The sequence below is a fragment of the Caballeronia glebae genome (genome assembly GCF_001545035.1).
GTDB classification, from domain to species: domain Bacteria; phylum Pseudomonadota; class Gammaproteobacteria; order Burkholderiales; family Burkholderiaceae; genus Caballeronia; species Caballeronia glebae.
This window is the reverse complement of record NZ_FCOJ02000046.1, coordinates 1-18,120: the sequence shown is the minus strand read 5'-3', so window position 1 is coordinate 18,120 and position 18,120 is coordinate 1. Positions and strand designations below refer to the sequence as shown.

The 18,120-nt window shown below is 63.9% G+C and carries 18 protein-coding genes; 5 read left to right on the top strand and 13 right to left on the bottom strand.

All coding sequences use genetic code 11. The annotated features are described in order from the left end of the window. Positions 1 to 31: 31 nt before the first annotated feature. The 10 genes from AWB82_RS26125 to AWB82_RS26080 form a co-directional block, all read right to left on the bottom strand. Positions 32 to 688 (bottom strand): amino acid ABC transporter permease, encoded by a 657-nt coding sequence (locus AWB82_RS26125; RefSeq protein WP_086972250.1) that lies wholly within the window; start codon positions 686 to 688, stop codon positions 32 to 34. After that, positions 685 to 1,449, bottom strand: coding sequence for an amino acid ABC transporter permease (locus AWB82_RS26120; RefSeq protein ID WP_086972286.1), 765 nt, complete (start codon positions 1,447 to 1,449; stop codon positions 685 to 687). The genes AWB82_RS26125 and AWB82_RS26120 overlap by 4 nt, the downstream gene beginning before the upstream one ends. A gap of 43 nt (positions 1,450 to 1,492) precedes the next feature. Continuing rightward, positions 1,493 to 2,305: a transporter substrate-binding domain-containing protein gene (locus AWB82_RS26115; RefSeq protein WP_086972249.1), complete on the bottom strand. Its 813-nt coding sequence runs from the start codon at positions 2,303 to 2,305 to the stop codon at positions 1,493 to 1,495. 38 nt (positions 2,306 to 2,343) lie between these two features. Continuing rightward, positions 2,344 to 3,426 (bottom strand): ABC transporter ATP-binding protein, encoded by a 1,083-nt coding sequence (locus AWB82_RS26110; protein ID WP_086972248.1) that lies wholly within the window; start codon positions 3,424 to 3,426, stop codon positions 2,344 to 2,346. 13 nt (positions 3,427 to 3,439) lie between these two features. Continuing rightward, the gene (locus AWB82_RS26105) at positions 3,440 to 4,282 is read right to left on the bottom strand and encodes an ABC transporter permease (protein ID WP_086972247.1); all 843 of its coding nucleotides are present in this window, start codon (positions 4,280 to 4,282) and stop codon (positions 3,440 to 3,442) included. Beyond that, a complete protein-coding gene (locus AWB82_RS26100) occupies positions 4,279 to 5,199 on the bottom strand; it encodes an ABC transporter permease (RefSeq protein WP_200818203.1) in 921 nt (306 codons plus the stop codon). Before AWB82_RS26100 ends, AWB82_RS26105 begins: the two co-directional genes overlap by 4 nt. A 5-nt stretch (positions 5,200 to 5,204) precedes the next feature. Continuing rightward, positions 5,205 to 6,302 (bottom strand): ABC transporter substrate-binding protein, encoded by a 1,098-nt coding sequence (locus tag AWB82_RS26095; RefSeq protein ID WP_086972245.1) that lies wholly within the window; start codon positions 6,300 to 6,302, stop codon positions 5,205 to 5,207. A 162-nt stretch (positions 6,303 to 6,464) separates the two neighbouring features. Then, positions 6,465 to 7,943: an aldehyde dehydrogenase family protein gene (locus tag AWB82_RS26090; protein WP_086972244.1), complete on the bottom strand. Its 1,479-nt coding sequence runs from the start codon at positions 7,941 to 7,943 to the stop codon at positions 6,465 to 6,467. Next, entirely contained in the window at positions 7,940 to 9,637 is a 1,698-nt protein-coding gene (locus AWB82_RS26085; protein ID WP_086972243.1) for a 5-guanidino-2-oxopentanoate decarboxylase, read from the bottom strand. Before AWB82_RS26085 ends, AWB82_RS26090 begins: the two co-directional genes overlap by 4 nt. Positions 9,638 to 9,949: 312 nt before the next feature. Further along, positions 9,950 to 10,846: a LysR family transcriptional regulator gene (locus AWB82_RS26080; protein WP_086972242.1), complete on the bottom strand. Its 897-nt coding sequence runs from the start codon at positions 10,844 to 10,846 to the stop codon at positions 9,950 to 9,952. Between the two features lie 130 nt (positions 10,847 to 10,976). On the opposite strand from AWB82_RS26080, the gene AWB82_RS26075 reads away from it, so the two are divergent. The 3 genes from AWB82_RS26075 to AWB82_RS26065 all read left to right on the top strand — a co-directional run bounded on the left by AWB82_RS26075 (position 10,977) and on the right by AWB82_RS26065 (position 12,845). Further along, on the top strand, positions 10,977 to 11,405 hold the full coding sequence (locus AWB82_RS26075; protein WP_086972241.1) for a (R)-mandelonitrile lyase: 429 nt from the start codon (positions 10,977 to 10,979) through the stop codon (positions 11,403 to 11,405). A gap of 120 nt (positions 11,406 to 11,525) precedes the next feature. After that, positions 11,526 to 12,221, top strand: coding sequence for a carboxymuconolactone decarboxylase family protein (locus tag AWB82_RS26070; RefSeq protein WP_086972240.1), 696 nt, complete (start codon positions 11,526 to 11,528; stop codon positions 12,219 to 12,221). A gap of 39 nt (positions 12,222 to 12,260) precedes the next feature. Beyond that, positions 12,261 to 12,845, top strand: coding sequence for an isochorismatase family cysteine hydrolase (locus AWB82_RS26065; protein WP_086972239.1), 585 nt, complete (start codon positions 12,261 to 12,263; stop codon positions 12,843 to 12,845). Between the two features lie 188 nt (positions 12,846 to 13,033). Here AWB82_RS26065 and AWB82_RS26060 read toward each other — a convergent pair whose 3' ends face one another. The 3 genes from AWB82_RS26060 to AWB82_RS26050 all read right to left on the bottom strand — a co-directional run bounded on the left by AWB82_RS26060 (position 13,034) and on the right by AWB82_RS26050 (position 16,097). Further along, positions 13,034 to 13,297 carry a hypothetical protein gene (locus tag AWB82_RS26060; protein WP_086972238.1) on the bottom strand — a complete coding sequence of 88 codons (264 nt, stop codon included), beginning with the start codon at positions 13,295 to 13,297 and terminating at the stop codon, positions 13,034 to 13,036. Between the two features lie 235 nt (positions 13,298 to 13,532). Continuing rightward, the gene (locus tag AWB82_RS26055; protein ID WP_143756860.1) at positions 13,533 to 14,738 is read right to left on the bottom strand and encodes a transglutaminase-like domain-containing protein; all 1,206 of its coding nucleotides are present in this window, start codon (positions 14,736 to 14,738) and stop codon (positions 13,533 to 13,535) included. 573 nt (positions 14,739 to 15,311) lie between these two features. Further along, the gene (locus AWB82_RS26050) at positions 15,312 to 16,097 is read right to left on the bottom strand and encodes an IclR family transcriptional regulator (RefSeq protein ID WP_086972237.1); all 786 of its coding nucleotides are present in this window, start codon (positions 16,095 to 16,097) and stop codon (positions 15,312 to 15,314) included. A 188-nt stretch (positions 16,098 to 16,285) separates the two neighbouring features. On the opposite strand from AWB82_RS26050, the gene AWB82_RS26045 reads away from it, so the two are divergent. After that, a complete protein-coding gene (locus AWB82_RS26045) occupies positions 16,286 to 17,569 on the top strand; it encodes an MFS transporter (RefSeq protein WP_086972236.1) in 1,284 nt (427 codons plus the stop codon). A gap of 4 nt (positions 17,570 to 17,573) precedes the next feature. Continuing rightward, on the top strand, positions 17,574 to 18,020 hold the full coding sequence (locus AWB82_RS26040; RefSeq protein ID WP_086972235.1) for a type II 3-dehydroquinate dehydratase: 447 nt from the start codon (positions 17,574 to 17,576) through the stop codon (positions 18,018 to 18,020). Positions 18,021 to 18,120 lie beyond the last annotated feature (100 nt).

The following is an 18,120-nucleotide window of genomic DNA, read 5'->3' as shown; positions in this document are numbered from 1 at the left end:
TTTGAAAGGACGTTAGGCACCGCGTCGAGCTTCAGCGATGTGCGCCGGCCCGATACCGGCGTTCGAGCGCGCGCGCATACCAGGTCAGCGGAAAGCACATCGCGAAGTACAGCAACGCGACGAGGGCGTAGATGGGGAAAGGGCGAAACACCGCGTTCGTGATCATGGTTCCGGTCTTGGTCAGTTCCGTGAGCCCGATGATCGACGCGAGCGCCGTGCTCTTCACCACCTGCACGAGAAAGCCCACGGTAGGCGGCACCGCGATCTTCCATGCCTGCGGCCAGACGACATAACGCAACTGCTGCGTCCACGTCATGCCGAGGCTCGCCGCCGCGCTCCATTGACCGCCCGGTACCGCCTCGACACAGCCACGCCAGATGTCGCAGAGATAGGCGCCCGTGTATAGCGTGAGCGTGACCGTTGCCGCGGCCCACGGTGACACCTCGACGCCCAGCAGCGGCAAGCCGAAGAAGCCGAGGAAGAGCTGCATGAGCAGCGGCGTGCCCTGAAACACTTCGACGTAAAGTACGACGAACCGGCGCAGCCACGGCAGCGGCGACACGCGCAAGGCGAGCAGCACCAGCCCCGTCAGGCCACCGCCAAGGAACGCGATCAACGAAAGCAAAAGCGTCCAGCGCGCGGCGAGAATCAGATTGCGCGCGATATCCCATAGCGTGAATTCGATCATCGTGAACGCTCCTTCGCAAGGCCCGCGTCGGCCACGCCTGCACGCACGGAAAACAGGCCGCGCAACCCGCGTCGAGGCGCGATCGTGACGCCACGGGCGGCGCGTCCCGCGAACAATCGCTTGCCGAGCCGGTTGATCAAGAGGCGCAGCACGATCGACAGCAGCAGATAGATCGCGGTGACGATCACGTAGCATTCGAACGAACGGAAGTTGCGCGACTGAATGAAACTGGCCGCATGGGTCAGGTCCGGCACCGAGATCTGCGAGACGACCGCGGAGCCGAGCATCACGATCAGCACCTGCCCGAGCAACGCGGGAAACACGTTGGCGAGCGCCTGCGGCAACACGACGTGGCGAAAGACGTGCGGGCCCCGCAAGCCGAGCGCCATGGCGGCCTGGACCTGTCCGCGCGGAATCGAGTCGATCCCCGCCCGGACGATTTCCGTTGCATACGCGCCGAGGTTCACCGTCATCGCGAGCACGGCGGCTTCGATTTCGCCGATGTGCACGCCGAGGCTCGGCAACCCGAAGAACACGAAGAATAGCTGCACGAGAAACGGCGTATTGCGGATGAGTTCGACATACGAGGCCACCACGGCGCGAACCGGCTTCGACCCCGACACGGCGAGGCACGCTCCGCCGATACCGACCAGACCGCCCAGCAGCGTCGATACGGCGGTGAGGCCGAGCGTGACCGCGACGCCATGCGCGAGCACGTCGACGTAGAGGCCGAAGTCGCTGAAATCGAACGTGTAGGTCATCGAGGCATCCTCCCGCACGCGCATGAGCGGATAGCGAAGCGCATCACAGGTCGGCCGGCAGCGGCGCGCGCAGCCACTTCTGGGAGATCGCGTTCATCGTGCCGTCCTTCTTCGCGGCCGCGATGGCCTCGTCGACCTTCTGCTTGAGGCGCGGCTCGTTCTTGTTCAGGCCGACGTGATCGGGCGAACTGAAGAGCGAAAACTTCTGCTCGGGATCGTTCGACGGGTGACGGGCGATGATCGTCGCGCCCACGTCGTTGCCGACCACGAGCAGTTGCGTCTGACCGGCCAGAAACGCGGAGATCGCGCCATTCGGGTCATCGAAACGCTTGATGTTCGCCGACGCCGGCGCGACCTTGCTCACGCTCAGGTCTTCGAGCGTGCCGCGCGCAACCGCAATGCTCTTGCCGCCCAGATCGCCCGCGTTCTTCACGGCCAGCGTCTTCGGACCGAACACGGCCAGGTTGTACGGCGCATACGCTTGCGAGAAGTCGATCACCTTTTCGCGCTCCGGCGTCTTTCCGACCGAGAGCAGCATGTCGGCCTTATGGTCGACGAGGTACGCCATGCGGTTGTCGCCCGTGACCTGAATCAGTTCGACCTTCGCGTTGAGCGTCTTGCCGATCAGGTTGGAGACATCGATGTCATAGCCTTGCGGCTTCATGTCGGGCCCGATCGAGCCGAACGGCGGATAGTCCTCGAAGACGCCGATCCGCACGACGCCGGATTTGCCGATCGAGTCGAGCGCATCGGCCTGCGCCAGCGGCGCAAATGCGCAAAGACCCACGACGCCGGAGAAGGCGAGAGTGGCGGACGCGCGCTTGAAAAAGCGCTGCACGGAAGTCGTCGTATTCATGAGGGTGTCTCCTGTGACCATGTTTGGGGCGGCGTGAATCAGTGCGCGGTACGTGCCGCGATGAGCTTGCAGGCATGCGGCGGCAATTCCGCGAAGATGGGCATGCCGATCCGAAGATCGGGCGTCTCGCGCGGGGTCGTGGCTGCGGTGAGCGTGAAGCCGGCGCAATCGATGGTCGCTTCGAGCGACGAGCCGACATCCCGGATGAACGCCACTTTTCCGGCCAGCACGTTGGGGCCCGGATTGGCCATGACTGCCCGCATCGATACGTCCTCGGGGCGAATCAGCAAGCGGACATCGCCGCTTGCGCCGGTTGCGCCGGTTGCGCGCGGCGCGCTATCGACGACGATCCGCTGGCCGCCGGGCAGCCCGATGCGGTCCGTGCCGTCGAGCGTGACGGGCAGGATGTTGCCGAGCCCGATGAAATCGGCGACGAACTCGCTGACGGGATTGCGATAGATGTCGAGCGGCTTGCCGACCTGCGCGATGCGTCCTTTTTCCATCACCACGATTTCGTCGGCCATCGTCATGGCTTCGCGCTGGTCATGCGTCACCATGATCGTCGTGATGCCGAGGCGTTGCTGAAGCAGACGAATCTCGACCTGCATCGCCTCGCGCAGCTTCGCGTCGAGCGCGGAGAGGGGTTCGTCGAGCAGCAGCAGCTTCGGCGACGACGCAATGGCGCGGGCAATGGCCACGCGCTGGCGCTGCCCGCCCGACAGCCGCGAGACCGGCCGGTCCGCCATGTGCGGCAACTGGATCAGATCGAGCAGTTCGGCGACGCGCGCGGCTTGCGCGTGCTTCGCGACCCGCCGCAACCGCAGCGGATAGGCGATGTTCTGCGCCACCGTCATGTGAGGGAAGAGCGCGAGCGACTGGAACACCATGCCGAAATCGCGCTGGTTCGCCGGCACGTGCGTCAGATCCCGCCCGGCAAATGCGACGGTCCCGGACGTTGCCGTTTCGAGGCCCGCGATGATCCGCAACAGCGTCGTCTTTCCGCAGCCCGAGGGTCCGAGAAAGCACACGAGCTTGCCGTCGGGCACGGCTAGATCGACGTGATCGACGGCATAGGCGGCGTTAAAACGCTTCGTCACCGCCTGAAGTGTCAGATGAGTCATGAAAGTCACCTCTTTACAGCGCGACGCCTGCGTCGCCGACCAGTTTTTCGAGTAGCCAGATCAATGCGAAATCGATCAGCACGATGACGACCGCGAACGAGAACACCGTCGGATCGAGCGACGAGACGGTGCGGCTGTACAGCCAGATTGGCAACGTCATCGTATCGATGCCGTACAGAAAGAACGTCACCGTGAATTCGTTGAACGAGATGATGAAGGCGAACAGCATGCCGGCCAGAATGCCCGGGCGCATGAGCGGCAAGACCACGTCGACGATCGCGCGGCGCGGGCTCGCGCCCATCAGACACGCGGCTTCCTCGAACTCGGGGCCGATCGATGCGACCGAGGCGGCGCAGTTCTTCACCGTGAACGGCAAGGCGAGAATCACGTGCGCGATGATGAGCCGCAACAGGCCGAGCTCGACGGGCAGCACGTTGAACACGAGCAGCAGCGAGAGCCCGAGCATCACGAGCGGATAGACGAGCGGCAGCGCGACGAGCTGTTCGATCACGGCCTTGCCGCGAAAGCGGTAGCGTGAAAGCGCGTAGGCGGCGGGCACCGAGACCGCGGTGGCGATGAGCATCGTCGAGAACGCGACGATGAGGCTCGTCGTCAGGGCGGCGCCCATCGAGAGCACGTCGCTCGCGTCGGGCGACAGGAACGTGTGCCACGCGGCGTGATACCAGCGCAGCCCGAAGCTCGGCGGCGGGAATTCGAGCGTATCCGAATTGCCGAACGACATCGTGATCATCGTCAGGATCGGCAGTGCCGCGAGAAACAGCACGACGGTCGCGAGCAGGCTGGTCGCGCGGCTCAGCCGTCCCGGCATGATCGCGGAGAGGCGCAGGGTACTCATGAGCAAGACTCCTCCATGCGTTGCATGCCGCGCACGAGCCGTTGCGAGACCGAAATGACGACGAGCGTCGCCGCCATCAGCACCACGCCGGATGCCGACGCCGCCGGCCAGTTCAGGAGCGGCGCCACCTGGTCGTGCACGAGCACGGCGAGCATGGGCACGCGCCGCCCGCCGAGCAGCAGCGGCACGGCAAACGCGCTCGCGTTATAAGCGAAGACGAGCAGGGCGCCGGACACGAGACCGGGCATCGCGAGCGGCAGGACGATGTGGCGCAGCGTCTGCCAGCGGGTCGCGCCGAGCGTTGCAGCCGCTTCTTCGTAAGAGCGCGAGATGGCGCGCATGGCGCTCGCGAGCGGCAGCACGGCGAGCGGAAACGCGGTCTGGATCAGGCCGAGCAGCACGCCATTCTCGCGATAAAGCCACTGCATCGGGCGGCGGACAATGCCGGCGGCGAGCAGCGCATTATTCAGCATGCCCGCCGGCCCCAGCATCACGAGCCAGCCATAGCCTTGCAGCAGCAGGTTGACGAGCAGCGGCAGCAGCACGCCCGCGAGGAGAAGGCGGCGAGCGAGCCGCGACTCGGTGCGCGCCATCGCGAGCGCCACGGGAATCGCGAGCAGCACCGCGCAGACCATGCTTTGAAACGCGAGCTTCAGCGTGAGCCAGAGCGAACGCAGGAAGTACGAATCGGCGAGGTCCGCGTAGTTGCGCAGCGTGAGCGCGTGCCACTCGTTCCCCGACACGCCGAAGCTCATGCGCAGCACCACGAGCGAGGCCGCGACGAGCACGGCGAGAAATGCCAGGATCGGCGCGAGCAGCAGCCACGGCGGCACCCTGGGCAGCGCGGGAGCCGCCGCTTGCCCGATGCCGACGTCCGCCATCGCGGCTGCCCTGCGGCGGAAAAGAAGTGCGGACATGGATGTCAGGCCGAGAAGATTTCCGTATAACGCTTGATCCAGGCCGGCTGCACCGCCGCCAGCGCCTTGTCGTCGTGCAGGACGGCGTTCTCCGCGATCTGTTGGGCAGACGGCACGAACGCGCGGCTTTCGGCGGGAATCACAGCCTTCGAATTCACCGGACCGTTCAGCACGTCGGCGGCCATGCGGCCTTGCACGCCGGCATCGAGCGAATGGTTGATGAACGCGTGGATCAGTTCGATGTCGCCCGGATGCGCCTTCGGGATGACCGTGAACATGAGCTGTGTCGCGAAGCCTTCCTTCATGCCGTAGGTGACGGCCATCTTGTACTCCGGCTTGCGCAACTGATTGGGGAAGAATGCCGGCGAGTAGATGCCGCCGATATCCAGCGATCCGGTGCGGAACAAGTCGGCGACCTGATTCGGATTCTCGCCGAGCGTGAGCACCCGGTCCTTCAGTTGCGCGAGCTTCACGAAGCCCGGCTCGATGTTCTGCTGCGAGCCACCCGCCATCTTGGCGGCGATGATCGCGAGATCGACCGCTTCAGCCCACTCCGGCGGCGGCAGGAAGATTCGGCCCGCATACTTCGGATCCCACAGCGCCTCGTAGGTCGAGGGCGGCGTCTTCACCGACGACGTGCTGTAGACGAGGCCGTCCGACCACAGCAGATAGCCGACTCCGAAGCCATTGGCGCCGGTGCGGTACTGCGCGCCGACATCCTTCAGGTTCGGCAGCCGGTTCAGATCGGGCTTCATCAGAAGGCCGGCGTCCGCGAGGCCCGAAGCGCCCACGCCCGCGAGCGTGATCACGTCGTAGGTCGGTCGCTCTCCGGCCGCTTTCACTTTCGCCACCATGCCGGACGTGCCGTCGGCGCGATCCGCTATGACCTGCGCGCCGGTCTTCTGGCTGAAGGTCGCGGCAATGTTGCGCAACGCGGCCGCGCCGGTGTCGTCCGACCACGTCAGCAGACGCAGCGTCTTGCCGGCGAAGCTTTTTTCCTGCGCCCTCGCCGTGCTGATGAACGGCATCGGCAGACTCGACGCGGCGAGCGCCATGCCGATGGTCTTGATAGCCTGCCTTCTGCCTCGTTTGATGTCTTGCATGGCACACTCCTCACTAAAACGGTGCAGCATTCGGTCAATGCGTCGGGTCGATCAACTACGGCGTCGGTGAGAACACTCTAGGGATGCAAAATTTTGGCAACAATCGAATTCTCAGCATGGTTGCCATGAGCCGAACGCATGGCTCGGGCTTCGAAAAGCGTTTCAAACGGGTCCGGACGCCGTGCTCAATATCTGCTTAATTTCCTGGAATGCCGCGAGTCCGAACGGACCGAGTTCGCGGCCGATGCTGCTTTTCTTGAAGCCGCCCCACGAGGTCTGAGGAAAGATCAGTTGCGGTGTATTGATCCAGACGACGCCCGCCTGCAGCGCCGCCGCCACGCGCTGGCCGCGTGCTCCGTCGCGCGTGACGACGGTTGCGACCAGACCGAACTCGGTATCGTTGGCCATGGCGATCGCATCGTCTTCCGTATCGAAGCTGCGCACGCACAACACGGGTCCGAAGATCTCTTCGCACCACACGGCGCTGTCGGTCGGAACATCGACGAACATCGTTGGCTGAACGAAATATCCGGCTCCTTCCGGCGCTTCGCCCTGAACCACGAGACTCGCGCCGTCCGCCTTGCCCCGTGCGATGAAACGCTGCACGCGTTCGTACTGCGCGCGGTTCGTGAGCGGTCCCATCTGCACGCCGGATGCAAACGGATCGCCGACGACGGTTCGTGCCACCCGGTCGGCGAGGCGCGCGATCAGCGCTTCCGCGAACGGTCGTTCGACGAGCACGCGCGAGGTGGCCGAGCACATCTGCCCGGCATTGAAGAACGCGCCGCCCACGACGAGATCGACGGCGAGATCGAGGTCGGCGTCCGCGAACACGATGATCGACGACTTGCCGCCCAGTTCGAGGCTCACGCCCTTGATGGATTGCGCCGCCGCTTTCATGACCTGCTCGCCGACCGCCGTGCTGCCGGTGAACGAGACCTTCGACACGAGCGGATGCGTCGTGAGCGCCACGCCGACCTCCGTGCCGGTGCCCGTCACGACGTTGAATACGTCCGGCGGCAGACCCGCGCGCTCGACGATGGCGGCCAGTTCCAGCTCCGGCAAAGGTGTGAATTCGGAAGGCTTCAGCACGACCGTGCATCCCGCCGCGAGCGCGGGGGCGAGCTTCCACGCCGTCGTGACCATCGGGAAGTTCCACGGCACGATCAAACCGACCACGCCCGCCGGTTCACGGCGGATCACGGCGCGATGATCGCTGCTCGGAATCGCGATCTCTTCTTCGACTGCATCAAGCGTTTCGGCGAGGTCCGCGTAATAGTCGAAGGTCGCGACCACGTCGCCGACGTCGATGCGCGATTCGGCAATCGGCTTGCCATTGTTGAGCGACTGAAGCGCGGCAAGGTGCTCACCATGCGCCTCCACGCCGCGCGCAATCGCACGCAGAAAGCCCGCGCGCTCCGCGCCCGATGTCTGCTTCCAGGCGCGAAATGCACGCGATGCCGCGCGCACCGCGCGATCGACATCGGCGGGGCCGCCGGCCTCCACTTCGACGATCGTTTCTTCGGTCGATGGATTGACGACGGGCAGCCGCTGCCTCGTCTCGGGCACGCACCAGCAGCCATCGATGAAGAGCCGGGTGCGCAGCGGGAAATCGAGAAGGGGGCGTGCTTGCGCGCTCATGACGGCACCCGCGCAAACCAGTCGGCTTCGCGAACCTCGATCACGGTGGGGATCTCGCGCGATACCGCTCGCCGTAATTGCGCGTCGAGCGACTGTGGATCGTCGACCGTCGCGGCCTCGCATCCGAAGCCTCTTGCCAGCGCCATGAAGTCGGGCGTGTAGATATCGACGCCAACGGGCGAGATATCGCGCTGGTCCATGTATTTCCGGATCTCGCCGTAGCCGAAGTTGGTCCACAGCAGCACGATCACGGGCACGCGCGCTTCTACCGCGCTCGCCAGTTCCGGCAGCGTGAACTGGAAGCCGCCGTCTCCGATCAGACACACGACGGGCCGCTCACGCGCGGCGAGCTTCGCGCCGATCGCGGCGGGCAGGCCATATCCGAGCGTGCCGTAGCCGGTCGATGAGTTGAACCATGAGCGCGGCGCTGGCGCGTCGTGGAGAAAATTGCCCGCGTAGACCGGGCTCGTCGAATCGCCCGCAATGATGGCGTCGGGCAACGCGCTGACGATGGTGTCGATCAGGCGCTTCTGCGATCGCATCGCGGCGTCGCTTTCGGCGAAGACGGCGTCGCGCACGGCCGTCACGCGCGCGGCGCTCCAGTCCGGCGAAGCGGGACGCACCGGTCGCTCGTGCAGTCGCGTCGACAGGGCGCTCAACGTCTCGCGCGCGTCGCCGACGATAGCCACGTCCGGCTGGACGTTGCGCATGAGTTGCTGCGCATCGATATCGACGCGGATGAGTTGTCCGGCGATCGCGAAGCCGCCATCGAAAAGAACGTCATAGTCGGTCTCGCCCAGTTCGGTTCCGACCGCGAGCACGACGTCGGCTTCGCGAATCATCGCGCGGGTTGGCGACAGCGACTGCGTCGAGCCGATGAGAAGCGGCGCGCCGCGCGGCAGAAGTCCTTTCGCGTTGGTGGTGAGCGCCACGGGCGCCTGCAGTCGCTCGGCGAGTTCGCGCAATTCGACTGCGGCGTGCACCGCGCCGCCGCCGGCGAGAATCAGCGGGCGCCGGGCGTCGGCGAGCAGGTCCACGGCCGAGGCGAGCGCAGCGGGATGTGCGGTGGGCTTCGCCGCGCGCGCGGCGGGTACAGCCTTAATCGCGTTCGCCGGGGACACGATGACATCGAGCGGAATCTCGATATGCACGGGCCGCGGCCGCGCGCTCTCGAACACGGCGAACGCGCGCGCCAGCACTTGAGGCAAATCGTCGGCATCCAGCAAGGTATGAGAGAACGCGGCGAGTCCACTGAATACTTCCCGCTGCGAAGTAAGTTCATGCAGACGTCCGTCTCCGTTGCCGAGGTGGCCCCGTGCGTTGACGCTCGAAATCACGAGCATCGGAATGGAGTCGGCATAGGCTTGCGCCATCGCGGTCGCGATGTTGGTCATACCCGGCCCGGTGATGACGAAGCACACGCCGGGTTTGCCCGTGACGCGCGCGTATCCGTCGGCCATGAAGCCCGCGCCCTGTTCGTGACGCGGCGTCACGTGCCGGATCGACGAGCGCGCGAGCCCGCGATAAAGCTCCACGGTGTGCACGCCCGGGATGCCGAAGACGTACTCGACGCCGTAGGCTTCGAGCAACGTGACGAGCGCTTCGCCACAGGTTCGAACGCATGAGTTCGGACGGCTGCTTGCCGCTCTTGAGTTGCGTTCGTCGAAGTGCTTGCTGGATTCGCGAAGGTTCATCGGTCGTCGCATTCCTGGTTGGTTTGAGCACGGACGCGGTCGGCTGGACGAGTCCACTTTGCGCGCTGGTTTCGCGCATCGGCCCGGGCGGCTTGGGTGGAATCATTCTCGACGCGGCGCCGTCGCCACGACAATCGAAAAGATCTCATGAGGCGCATTACTTCCCTGCATGGGGCAGGGAAGGCTCACGTAGACGGACGGCGGCCCGATGCGGGCGAGAGAGCGAGAAAAGAACGAGCGATGTGCGAAGCGGATTGGCGTTGGTAGGCCGAATGGCTGCTCAGGCGTGGCCGACTTTCGTGTCGGCAATCTTCAGGCGCTAACGTTACGAAGAGCCGAGATAACCAGACGAACAGCAAGCGAAGACTGGCGTCGCGTCGCGTAATACGCGTGATGCCCGGTGAACGTAGGGCACCAGTCTTCGAGAACCCAGGCGAGCCGCCCAGCCCGCGCGCTTTCCTCCGCGAGCGCCCTCGGTATATAAGCGAGGCCGAAACCCTTCAACGCTGCGTCCAGCATCTGATACGAATTGTTGAAGACGAGTTGCCCGCTCACCTTGACTTCCAGGCGACGTCTGCCTTTCCGTAGCTCCCACGGCATGAGTGTGTCTTTGGTGGGCAATCTCAGGTTGATGCAGTTGTGGTTCGTGAGTTCGCGCGGTTCACGTGGCGCCGGCCTCTCGCGAAGATAGGCGGGCGCCGCGACAATCGCCATGGTTTCATCCGGCGCGATGCGTACAGCGATCATGTCTTTTTCAACCTGATCCCCGAGCCGCACGCCTACGTCGAAACGTTCTGCAACGATATTCGACAGGCCGTAATCGTTGATTAGCTCGATGCGCAATTCCGGTTGTTCACGCAGCAGCCCTTGAAGCTTCGGCCAAACGTACTGATTCGCGGCGTAGTCGGTGGCGGAGATGCGCACGGTGCCGACGGGTCTTTCCCGGAGTTCCGCGACGGCCTGCAATTCCGCTTCGATCTCCTCGAGTTTCGGCGCAACGGAATCGAGAAGGCGCTGTCCCGCTTCCGTCGTGAATACGCTGCGGGTCGTGCGGGTTAGCAGCAACATCCCGAGCTTAGTTTCGAGCGACATCACGGTTCGGCTCAGCGACGACTGCGACACGCCGAGCTGGATCGCAGCGCGCGTAAAGCTCCGCTCGCGCGCCACAGTGAGGAGCGCAACCAGGTCGTTCAGGTCGGGCGTGGCCATTTATGCACCTATGCATGAGTGTATGCACATTTTGCCATCTAGTCGGTGGACGACCAAAGATCTAAATTACGTGTCACGCCGTTCGATTTGCCACGCGCATTCGGCCCCCTAATTCGAAGGAATCGGAAACATGACCCAGGCAGCGCAGACCATCATTCGCAACGGCACGAAGCCGTCAATCAAGGGCCCGGAAGCCTGGTTCACGGGCAATGTGCGTATCGACAATCTGTTCCAGATCGAGGAACCGGGCCGGGCAGGTGGCGCGATCGTAACCTTTGAACCAGGCGCGCGTTCCCACTGGCATGCGCATCCGCTCGGTCAGATTCTGGTCGTGCTCTCGGGAGTGGGTTGGACTCAGTGCGAAGGCGGTGCGCGAACCGAGATCCGTGCTGGCGACGTCGTCTCGTGTTCGTGCGGCAAACGGCACTGGCACGGTGCCGCAGCCACCACGGCGATGTCGCATTTCGCCGTCACCGAATTGCTCGACGGCAAAAATACGGACTGGATGGAGCCCGTGACCGACGCGCAATATCACGCTGGCCCGCTCGTCACCGAGTAACGCCTTCGTACCCGTTTTATTCGCTCCGGCGGAAACGTGGGCGTTCGACTAGCCACTCTTCGGCGATAGAACGCTCCACTGAAGCGTTCCTGTGCATCGCGCGATTTATGAGGCAATCAAATCATCAAGAACATACAAGACCTTGCGGCATGCGCTCCAGCGCTTGCCCGTTATGAAGAGGAAGCGCTTTTTCAAGGTGTCTGGCAGCGACCCGCGCTGTCTCAACGCGACCGAAGCATCATCACGCTTGCGGCGGTGATCACTCGCGGCCAGACTGATGCGCTCGTTTTCTACACGCGCTTCGCACTCGACCACGGCGTAACGCCGCGTGAAGTCTCCGAGATAGCTACGCACCTCGCGTTCTATGCAGGCTGGTGCAACGGAACCGCAGCGGCCATCGCGATCGGAACGGTATTCGCCGAGCGCGGTATCGGGCGTGATCAACTCCCGCCTGCATCGCCCGATCTTCTACCGCTCGATCAGGCGGCCGAGGACACCCGCGCGCGGACTGTCGAACAGAGCTTCGGTGCAATCTCGCCCGGCCTCGTCGAAGATACCGGCGCGGTGCTGTTCCGCGATCTTTGGCTTCGCCCCGATCTTGCGCCCCGCGACCGCAGCATGGTGACGGTTGCAGCGCTGATCGCGAGCGGTCAGTTTGCGCAGATTAGCTACCATCTCGGCCGCGCGATGGATAACGGTCTGACCCGCATCGAGGCGTCGGAAATGGTGTCGCATCTCGCCTACTATGCGGGATGGCCGAACGCGTTCTCGGCGGTGGCGGTGGTCAAGGGAGTGTTCGAGAGTCGGGGTGATTAGCAAACGCGCTTGGAACGGCGGACTCAAGGAGACGTGTACATGGAGCGTAAGAACTCGCAGATTCCAGCAATCGAGCCGGCGCGAACCGCGCTTATCGTCATGCATTACCAGACCGATATTCTCGGGCTCTTCCCATCGGTCGCGCCGGTCCTGCTCGCCAACACCCGCAAACTATGCGACGCGGCGCGGGCCAAAGGCGTCAGTGTTTATTTCGTCAATCTCCGGTTTAGCCCGGGCTATCCGGAAGTCAGCCCGTCGAACAAAAATGGGCAGGGAATCAAACGGCTTGGTCTCTTTATCGACGACCAAACCGCACCTGAGTTAGGCCAAAGGGCTGATGAATCGCTCATCATCGCGCACCGGGCCAGCGTGTTCTTCGGTACCGATCTGGAAGTACGACTTTCCGCGCGAGGTATCGATTCGCTGATCATGGTCGGCATTGCATCGACCGGCGTCGTGCTGTCGTCGGTCGCGTATGCAAGCGATGCGGACTTCCGCCTGTACACGGTCAAGGATTGTTGTTACGACCCGGACCAGGTGGTGCATGAACATCTGTTTTCCACCGCGTTCGATTCGCGCACGACCGTGCTCTCGCTCGCGGATGCCTTGCTGCTGCTCGCCTAGTCAGCTGATCGACGATGCCGCCTCGACGATCCGGGCAATGCTCTCAAACACGCATTGCTCGATGTGATCGATTCTTGTGTCAGTCGAGTCTAGCGAGACCGCTCTATTTTGAGCATACGTAACAAGTTCGTATGGAATCCTATGTATGCAGGGAGGCTGAGACTGCACGGAAGCGGAGGCGCCGCCGCTCAGTCGTCGAAGTCGCCCGCTTCCAGCGCCTCGGCGAAATCGGTGAGCCAGGTGGCGAAGTGATCCGTGTCGTAGATCGCCCGCTTGCCGGTACTGAGCCGCGTTACCGAGACCTGCCGGATCGTTCCGTTCGTGGCGCCCGCGGAAACGTTGTCGTTGTCCGCGATCTGGAAATCACGCGGATCGAGTCCCCGGTTGGCGAGCACGGCTTTGACGTCTTCCTGCTCGTCCCAGGAAAACTCGGAGAAGTCGTGAGTTGTCATGCGGTCTCCTCGGCACGGTGAGCGAAAACCATCCCTGCACTGCGCAATGATACTTTTGTCGCAGTCGCCGGCTTGCCGTTTTTCTATCGGATCGACGGCGTCGCTATCCGCCAGGGAAACACGTTGCCGCATCGCCTCCGTCCGTCATTCGCATTGCAGCCGTGCGTAGCGGTCGATCGAACTGGCGATTGGTTGGAATGGAACCGACCGCTATCGTCGCGTTTTCGGCGGCTTGTTAACCGGCCGTGCTGCTGCTCACCTCGATCTGGCGCAGGTCCAGTTTAAGCGCGTCCGACAACGGCGCGGCGCTGGCCGCACGAGTCAATTGCCACTTCCGAAAGACGCCCGATGAATCGACGCTCCACGATTGCCCTGCGTCGTCCGCGACGATCGACCGGACGCCGCGCCGCTTGGCGGTGGCCGGCCGGCGTGCGCCGACGGGCGCTTCGCGCTCGAATGACAAGCTCCCTTGCTCATTGAAGACAACAGCAAGCGGGCGCTCCGCCTGCCCGGACTCGCCGAGCGGCACCACCGCAGGCCCGAAGGGTGCGCGCAGCACCACGTCGGCGGGCTTGCGGCCGGACAGGATCGCCGCGAACCGCGCAGACGGGCCGGCTGGACCGGCTTGCGGATCGGACTTGCCGGCGGTGGTGTCGGCGGACACTGCGCCGGACGCATCGCCGATGCGCTTGCGCACGGGCGGCGCCGGCGAGTCGAGTGCGACCGGTGCGGCCATGCCATCGGTCTGCACGACGAGCATCACGTGCCAGTCGTCGGGCGTATTGTTGTAGCGCGGCGCGAGCGAAACGAGGCGCAATTGCGAAGCGTCGACGCCCGCTTCGCGCAGCAGCAGGTACTTGGCGACCGCAAAGTCCTTGCAGACGCCGCTCTCGGCGAAGAAGCGCGCGGGCGGATAGTAGCTGCCGTCGGTGCCGTCGCGATAACGGATTTCATTGATCAGGGCGTTCGCCAACATCAGCGCGGTGTAATCACCCGACTTCGCGCGCGCGTCGCGCACCTGCGTGACGAGCCGGTTCCAGCCCGCGGGCTTGAGTTGCCGATGCGCGCGCATCGCGTCGCGCAGACGCTGCACGCGCGCCGCGCCTTCGGCGGACTGTCCCGTTTCACCTTCGAGCAACTTCGCCGCGAACATCAGGTCGCCGACCTGCGCAAGTTGAGGCCGCAGCTTGCGGTTCGCTTCCCACCACGTCGCGCTTCGCAGCCGTTCGATGCCGAGATCGAATGCCTCTTGCGCCTCTTGCGCCTCTTTCGCCGTTTCCGACGCATTTTCCCGCGCGGGTTCGGGTTGCACGGCAGGCGGAATGACCGCTGCCACGGGCGGAGCGGATTCGACGACCGCGACAACGGGCCGAACGATCGCGCCGCCGCGAATCGTCAGCGAAGGCGGCTCGCTGCGCGAAACGCCGACGCCGTCGAACATCGCGATTGCGACGATGCTGCAAAGTAATCGACGATGCAATCGCCCGGACATACGACCCCCACATTCGGGCAAGTACGGAACGTGCCGACTTGCTTCAAGGTTGCCCGGGCTGCTCCACATCGCTACCGCCCGGCGTCGCCGAAGCACTGCACATTGCGCGCCAATCGCCGATGTAAATGTGGAGAAACCCGGCAGACGGGCGGTGGGCCGCGCGCACGCCGATGTGCGGAGCCGTGAAGGGGAAGGGCGGGGGGCGCTGGATGGCGGTTCAAGGCCAACAGGTTGCAGCGTGATGTCGTTCTGGACGCGACACGATCGATCTGAAGGCGGAGCGGTTCGACGGGAGCCGAACGGGGTGTCAGGCCTCGTCGCTATTCGTGATCGTTGTTGTCAGCATCACGGAGACGATGCGGTATAGAGGCCGGATGTTCGAACCGGTGCATGTCGGCGCTGAAGTACGACTGCCGGCGAACCAGGCTGGTTGACCACACGACGCGGCAACCGCGCATCTCAGCGTCGACCGATATTGGAAACAGCCGTTCTGCCAGCGGAGAACATTCGTCTCCTTCCGGCTCATCCCTTGCCGAGCGGCGGCCGGCTCGGAAAACCGGCCAGATTGCTCAACTGCGCCAGTTCATTGGCCGCCTCGCGCAGCAGCACCGAATACTCGTGGATCTTCTCGACCGTCAGCCGCACTCGCGGACCCGCCAGGCTGATGACACCGACGCAACGCGAGCCGCTAACCACGGGCGTCGCGACCGCCGACATTCGCGGCGCGAAGACCTCGTCGATCATCGCGTAGCCGCGAACGCGCGCGGCGTGCAAAAAGCCCAGCAGTGCCTTTAGCGTCGTCGGCGCATTGGGGCCGAACTCGTTCGGCTGTCCGAAGCCCTGCTTCAGGACGAGCGCGGCCGCTTGTTCGTCGGACATCGTCATGAGCCATGCGTGTCCGGTCGATGTGCAGGAAAGTCGTGCTGCCTGGCCCATGTCGGGATCGTAGCGAAAGCCGGTGCGTTGTCCGTCCGCCTTGCCCACCCAGATGATCGCTTCACCGTCCACCAGCGATAGCCGCGCCAGCTCGCCGGTGCGCGCCGCGACGCGTTCGATGATCGGCTGGGCGATATCCGCGATGCCGGTCAGGCTCAGGAATTCCAGCCCGTTCGACGTCATGCGCATGGTCAGGATGTAGCGGCTGTGATCGGTCAATTGCCTGACGTAACCGCTCTCGACGAGCTCGGCGAGCACGCGATGGCACGAGCTGCGCGGCATGCCCAGAGCATCCGCGATCTCGACCAGCCCCGCGCCTTCGCCTTGCGACGCGAGGAAATCGAGCATTCTCAGGCCGTTCTTGAGCGACATCGTTGGTCGATTTTCGTGATATGAAATGCAGTTCCGGTGCGGAACGCCCCGCTTTCGCTGCGCAAACAATATCACCTGTTCGTCGCGCGAAACGGACGTTACAACATACCGAGAATCCAGGAGACACCATGTCAGTCACTGCTGACCCAAACATTGCCGCGGGCGAACGATCCGCACAGGCTCACTTGATGGCGCGTCGCGCGGTGGCGGGCGCCACCGTCGGCACGGCGCTGGAATGGTTCGACTTCGCGTTGTACGGCGTCGTCGCTGCCACGATCTTTCCGAAGCTGTTCTTCCCCTCGCTCGATCCGACCGCCTCGCTGCTCGCGTCGCTGGCGAGCTTCTGGGCGGGGCTGGCCGCACGTCCGCTCGGCGCGGTGATCTGCGGCATGCTCGGCGACCGTTGGGGACGCCGCAACCTGATGCTCGTCACGGTCTCGGTGATGGGCGCGTCGTCGTTCCTGATGGGGCTGCTTCCCACTTATCAGCAAGTCGGCATTCTTGCACCGACGCTGCTGGTCTCGCTGCGCATCGTTCAGGGTTTCGCGCTCGGCGGGGAATCGACAGGCGCCCAGTTAATGGCGGTCGAACACGCATCCGCGACGAAGCGGGGGCTGTATTCGGGCCTGCTCGGTATTTGTTCGCCGCTCAGCCAGATCCTCGCCAATTTCGCTCTCTTTGCGCTGTCCGGTCTGCTTTCCGCCGATGACTTCGAATCGTTCGGATGGAGAATTCCGTTCCTCGCGAGTTTCGTGCTCGTCCTGCTCGGCATTTATATCCGCACGAAGGTCAGCGAGACGCCGGCTTTCGAGGCGCTCAAGAAGAAAGGCGAGGGCGCACGCGCCGCGAATCCGCTCGGCGTCGTCTTCAAGTTTCACTGGCGAACCGCGCTGCGCCTGACGCTGTTCTTCTGCGGCCCGGCGGCGCTGTTCTACCTGATCGTGGTGTTCTCGCTCAGCTATCTGACGAAGAACCTCGGCGTGCCCAAACAGACCGGCTTCATGCTGCTGATGGTCGCCAATGTCTGCGCCATCGTGGGCGCGCTGGCGGGCGGCTATCTGAGCGACCGGATCGGGCGCAAACGCGCGCTGCTGATCGGCTCGTTCTGCACGCTGATCTGCTGCCTGATCTACTTTCCGATCCTCAACCAGCACTCGGTCGTCATGACGATGGCCGTGATGGGCGCCTTCCTCGGCTTCACGCAATTTCAGAGCGGCATCCAGCCGGTGTGGTTCGCCGAGTCCTTTCCGACCGAGGCGCGTTACACGGGGTCCGCATTGTCGTACTCGGGAGCCAACTTGCTAACCGGCGGGCCGATGCCGATCGTCGCGGTGGCGCTGCTCAATGCCTTTCATGGTTCGCCGTGGGCCATTGTCGCTGTCTGCGGCTCGCTGAACCTGCTCTCCTTCCTCATGATCGCGACGTCGCGGGAAACCAAAGGCACAGCCCTCGAACGTAGCGCTACACATTGAAACCATGACTCGCAAACTCTATATCCTCAATGGCTCCAACCTGAACATGCTCGGCGTGAGGGAGCCTCACATTTACGGCAACACGACGCTGAAGGACATCGAACAGAACTGTCTCGCGCTGGCCGAGGATCTCAAGTTCGACTGCGTGTTCCGTCAGACCAACAGCGAGAGCCAGTTGATCGACTGGATTCAGGAAGCGTTCTTGCAGGACGCCGCGCTGATCATCAATCCGGCGGGGTTTTCGTTCGGGCGGATTCCGGTGCTCGATGCAGTCAAGCTGATCCGCCGGACGGTGGTGGAGGTGCACATCACGAACATTCACCGGCGCTCCGAGGAGTACCGGCACTCGACGATCTCGGTGGCGGCCACTGCGGTGATCTGCGGGGCCGGCGCGAATGGCTACTTGCTGGCGATCCGCGCGGTGGATGATCTTTGGGGCAGTCAGAGTTAAAGCTGCCCATCGATTTATCGGGCTAGCAGGCCGCTGAAATACACTCGAGTTGAAGCGGCCTCGCTCCAATCACAAGGCTTTCGCCGCGAGGTTTTCGCAT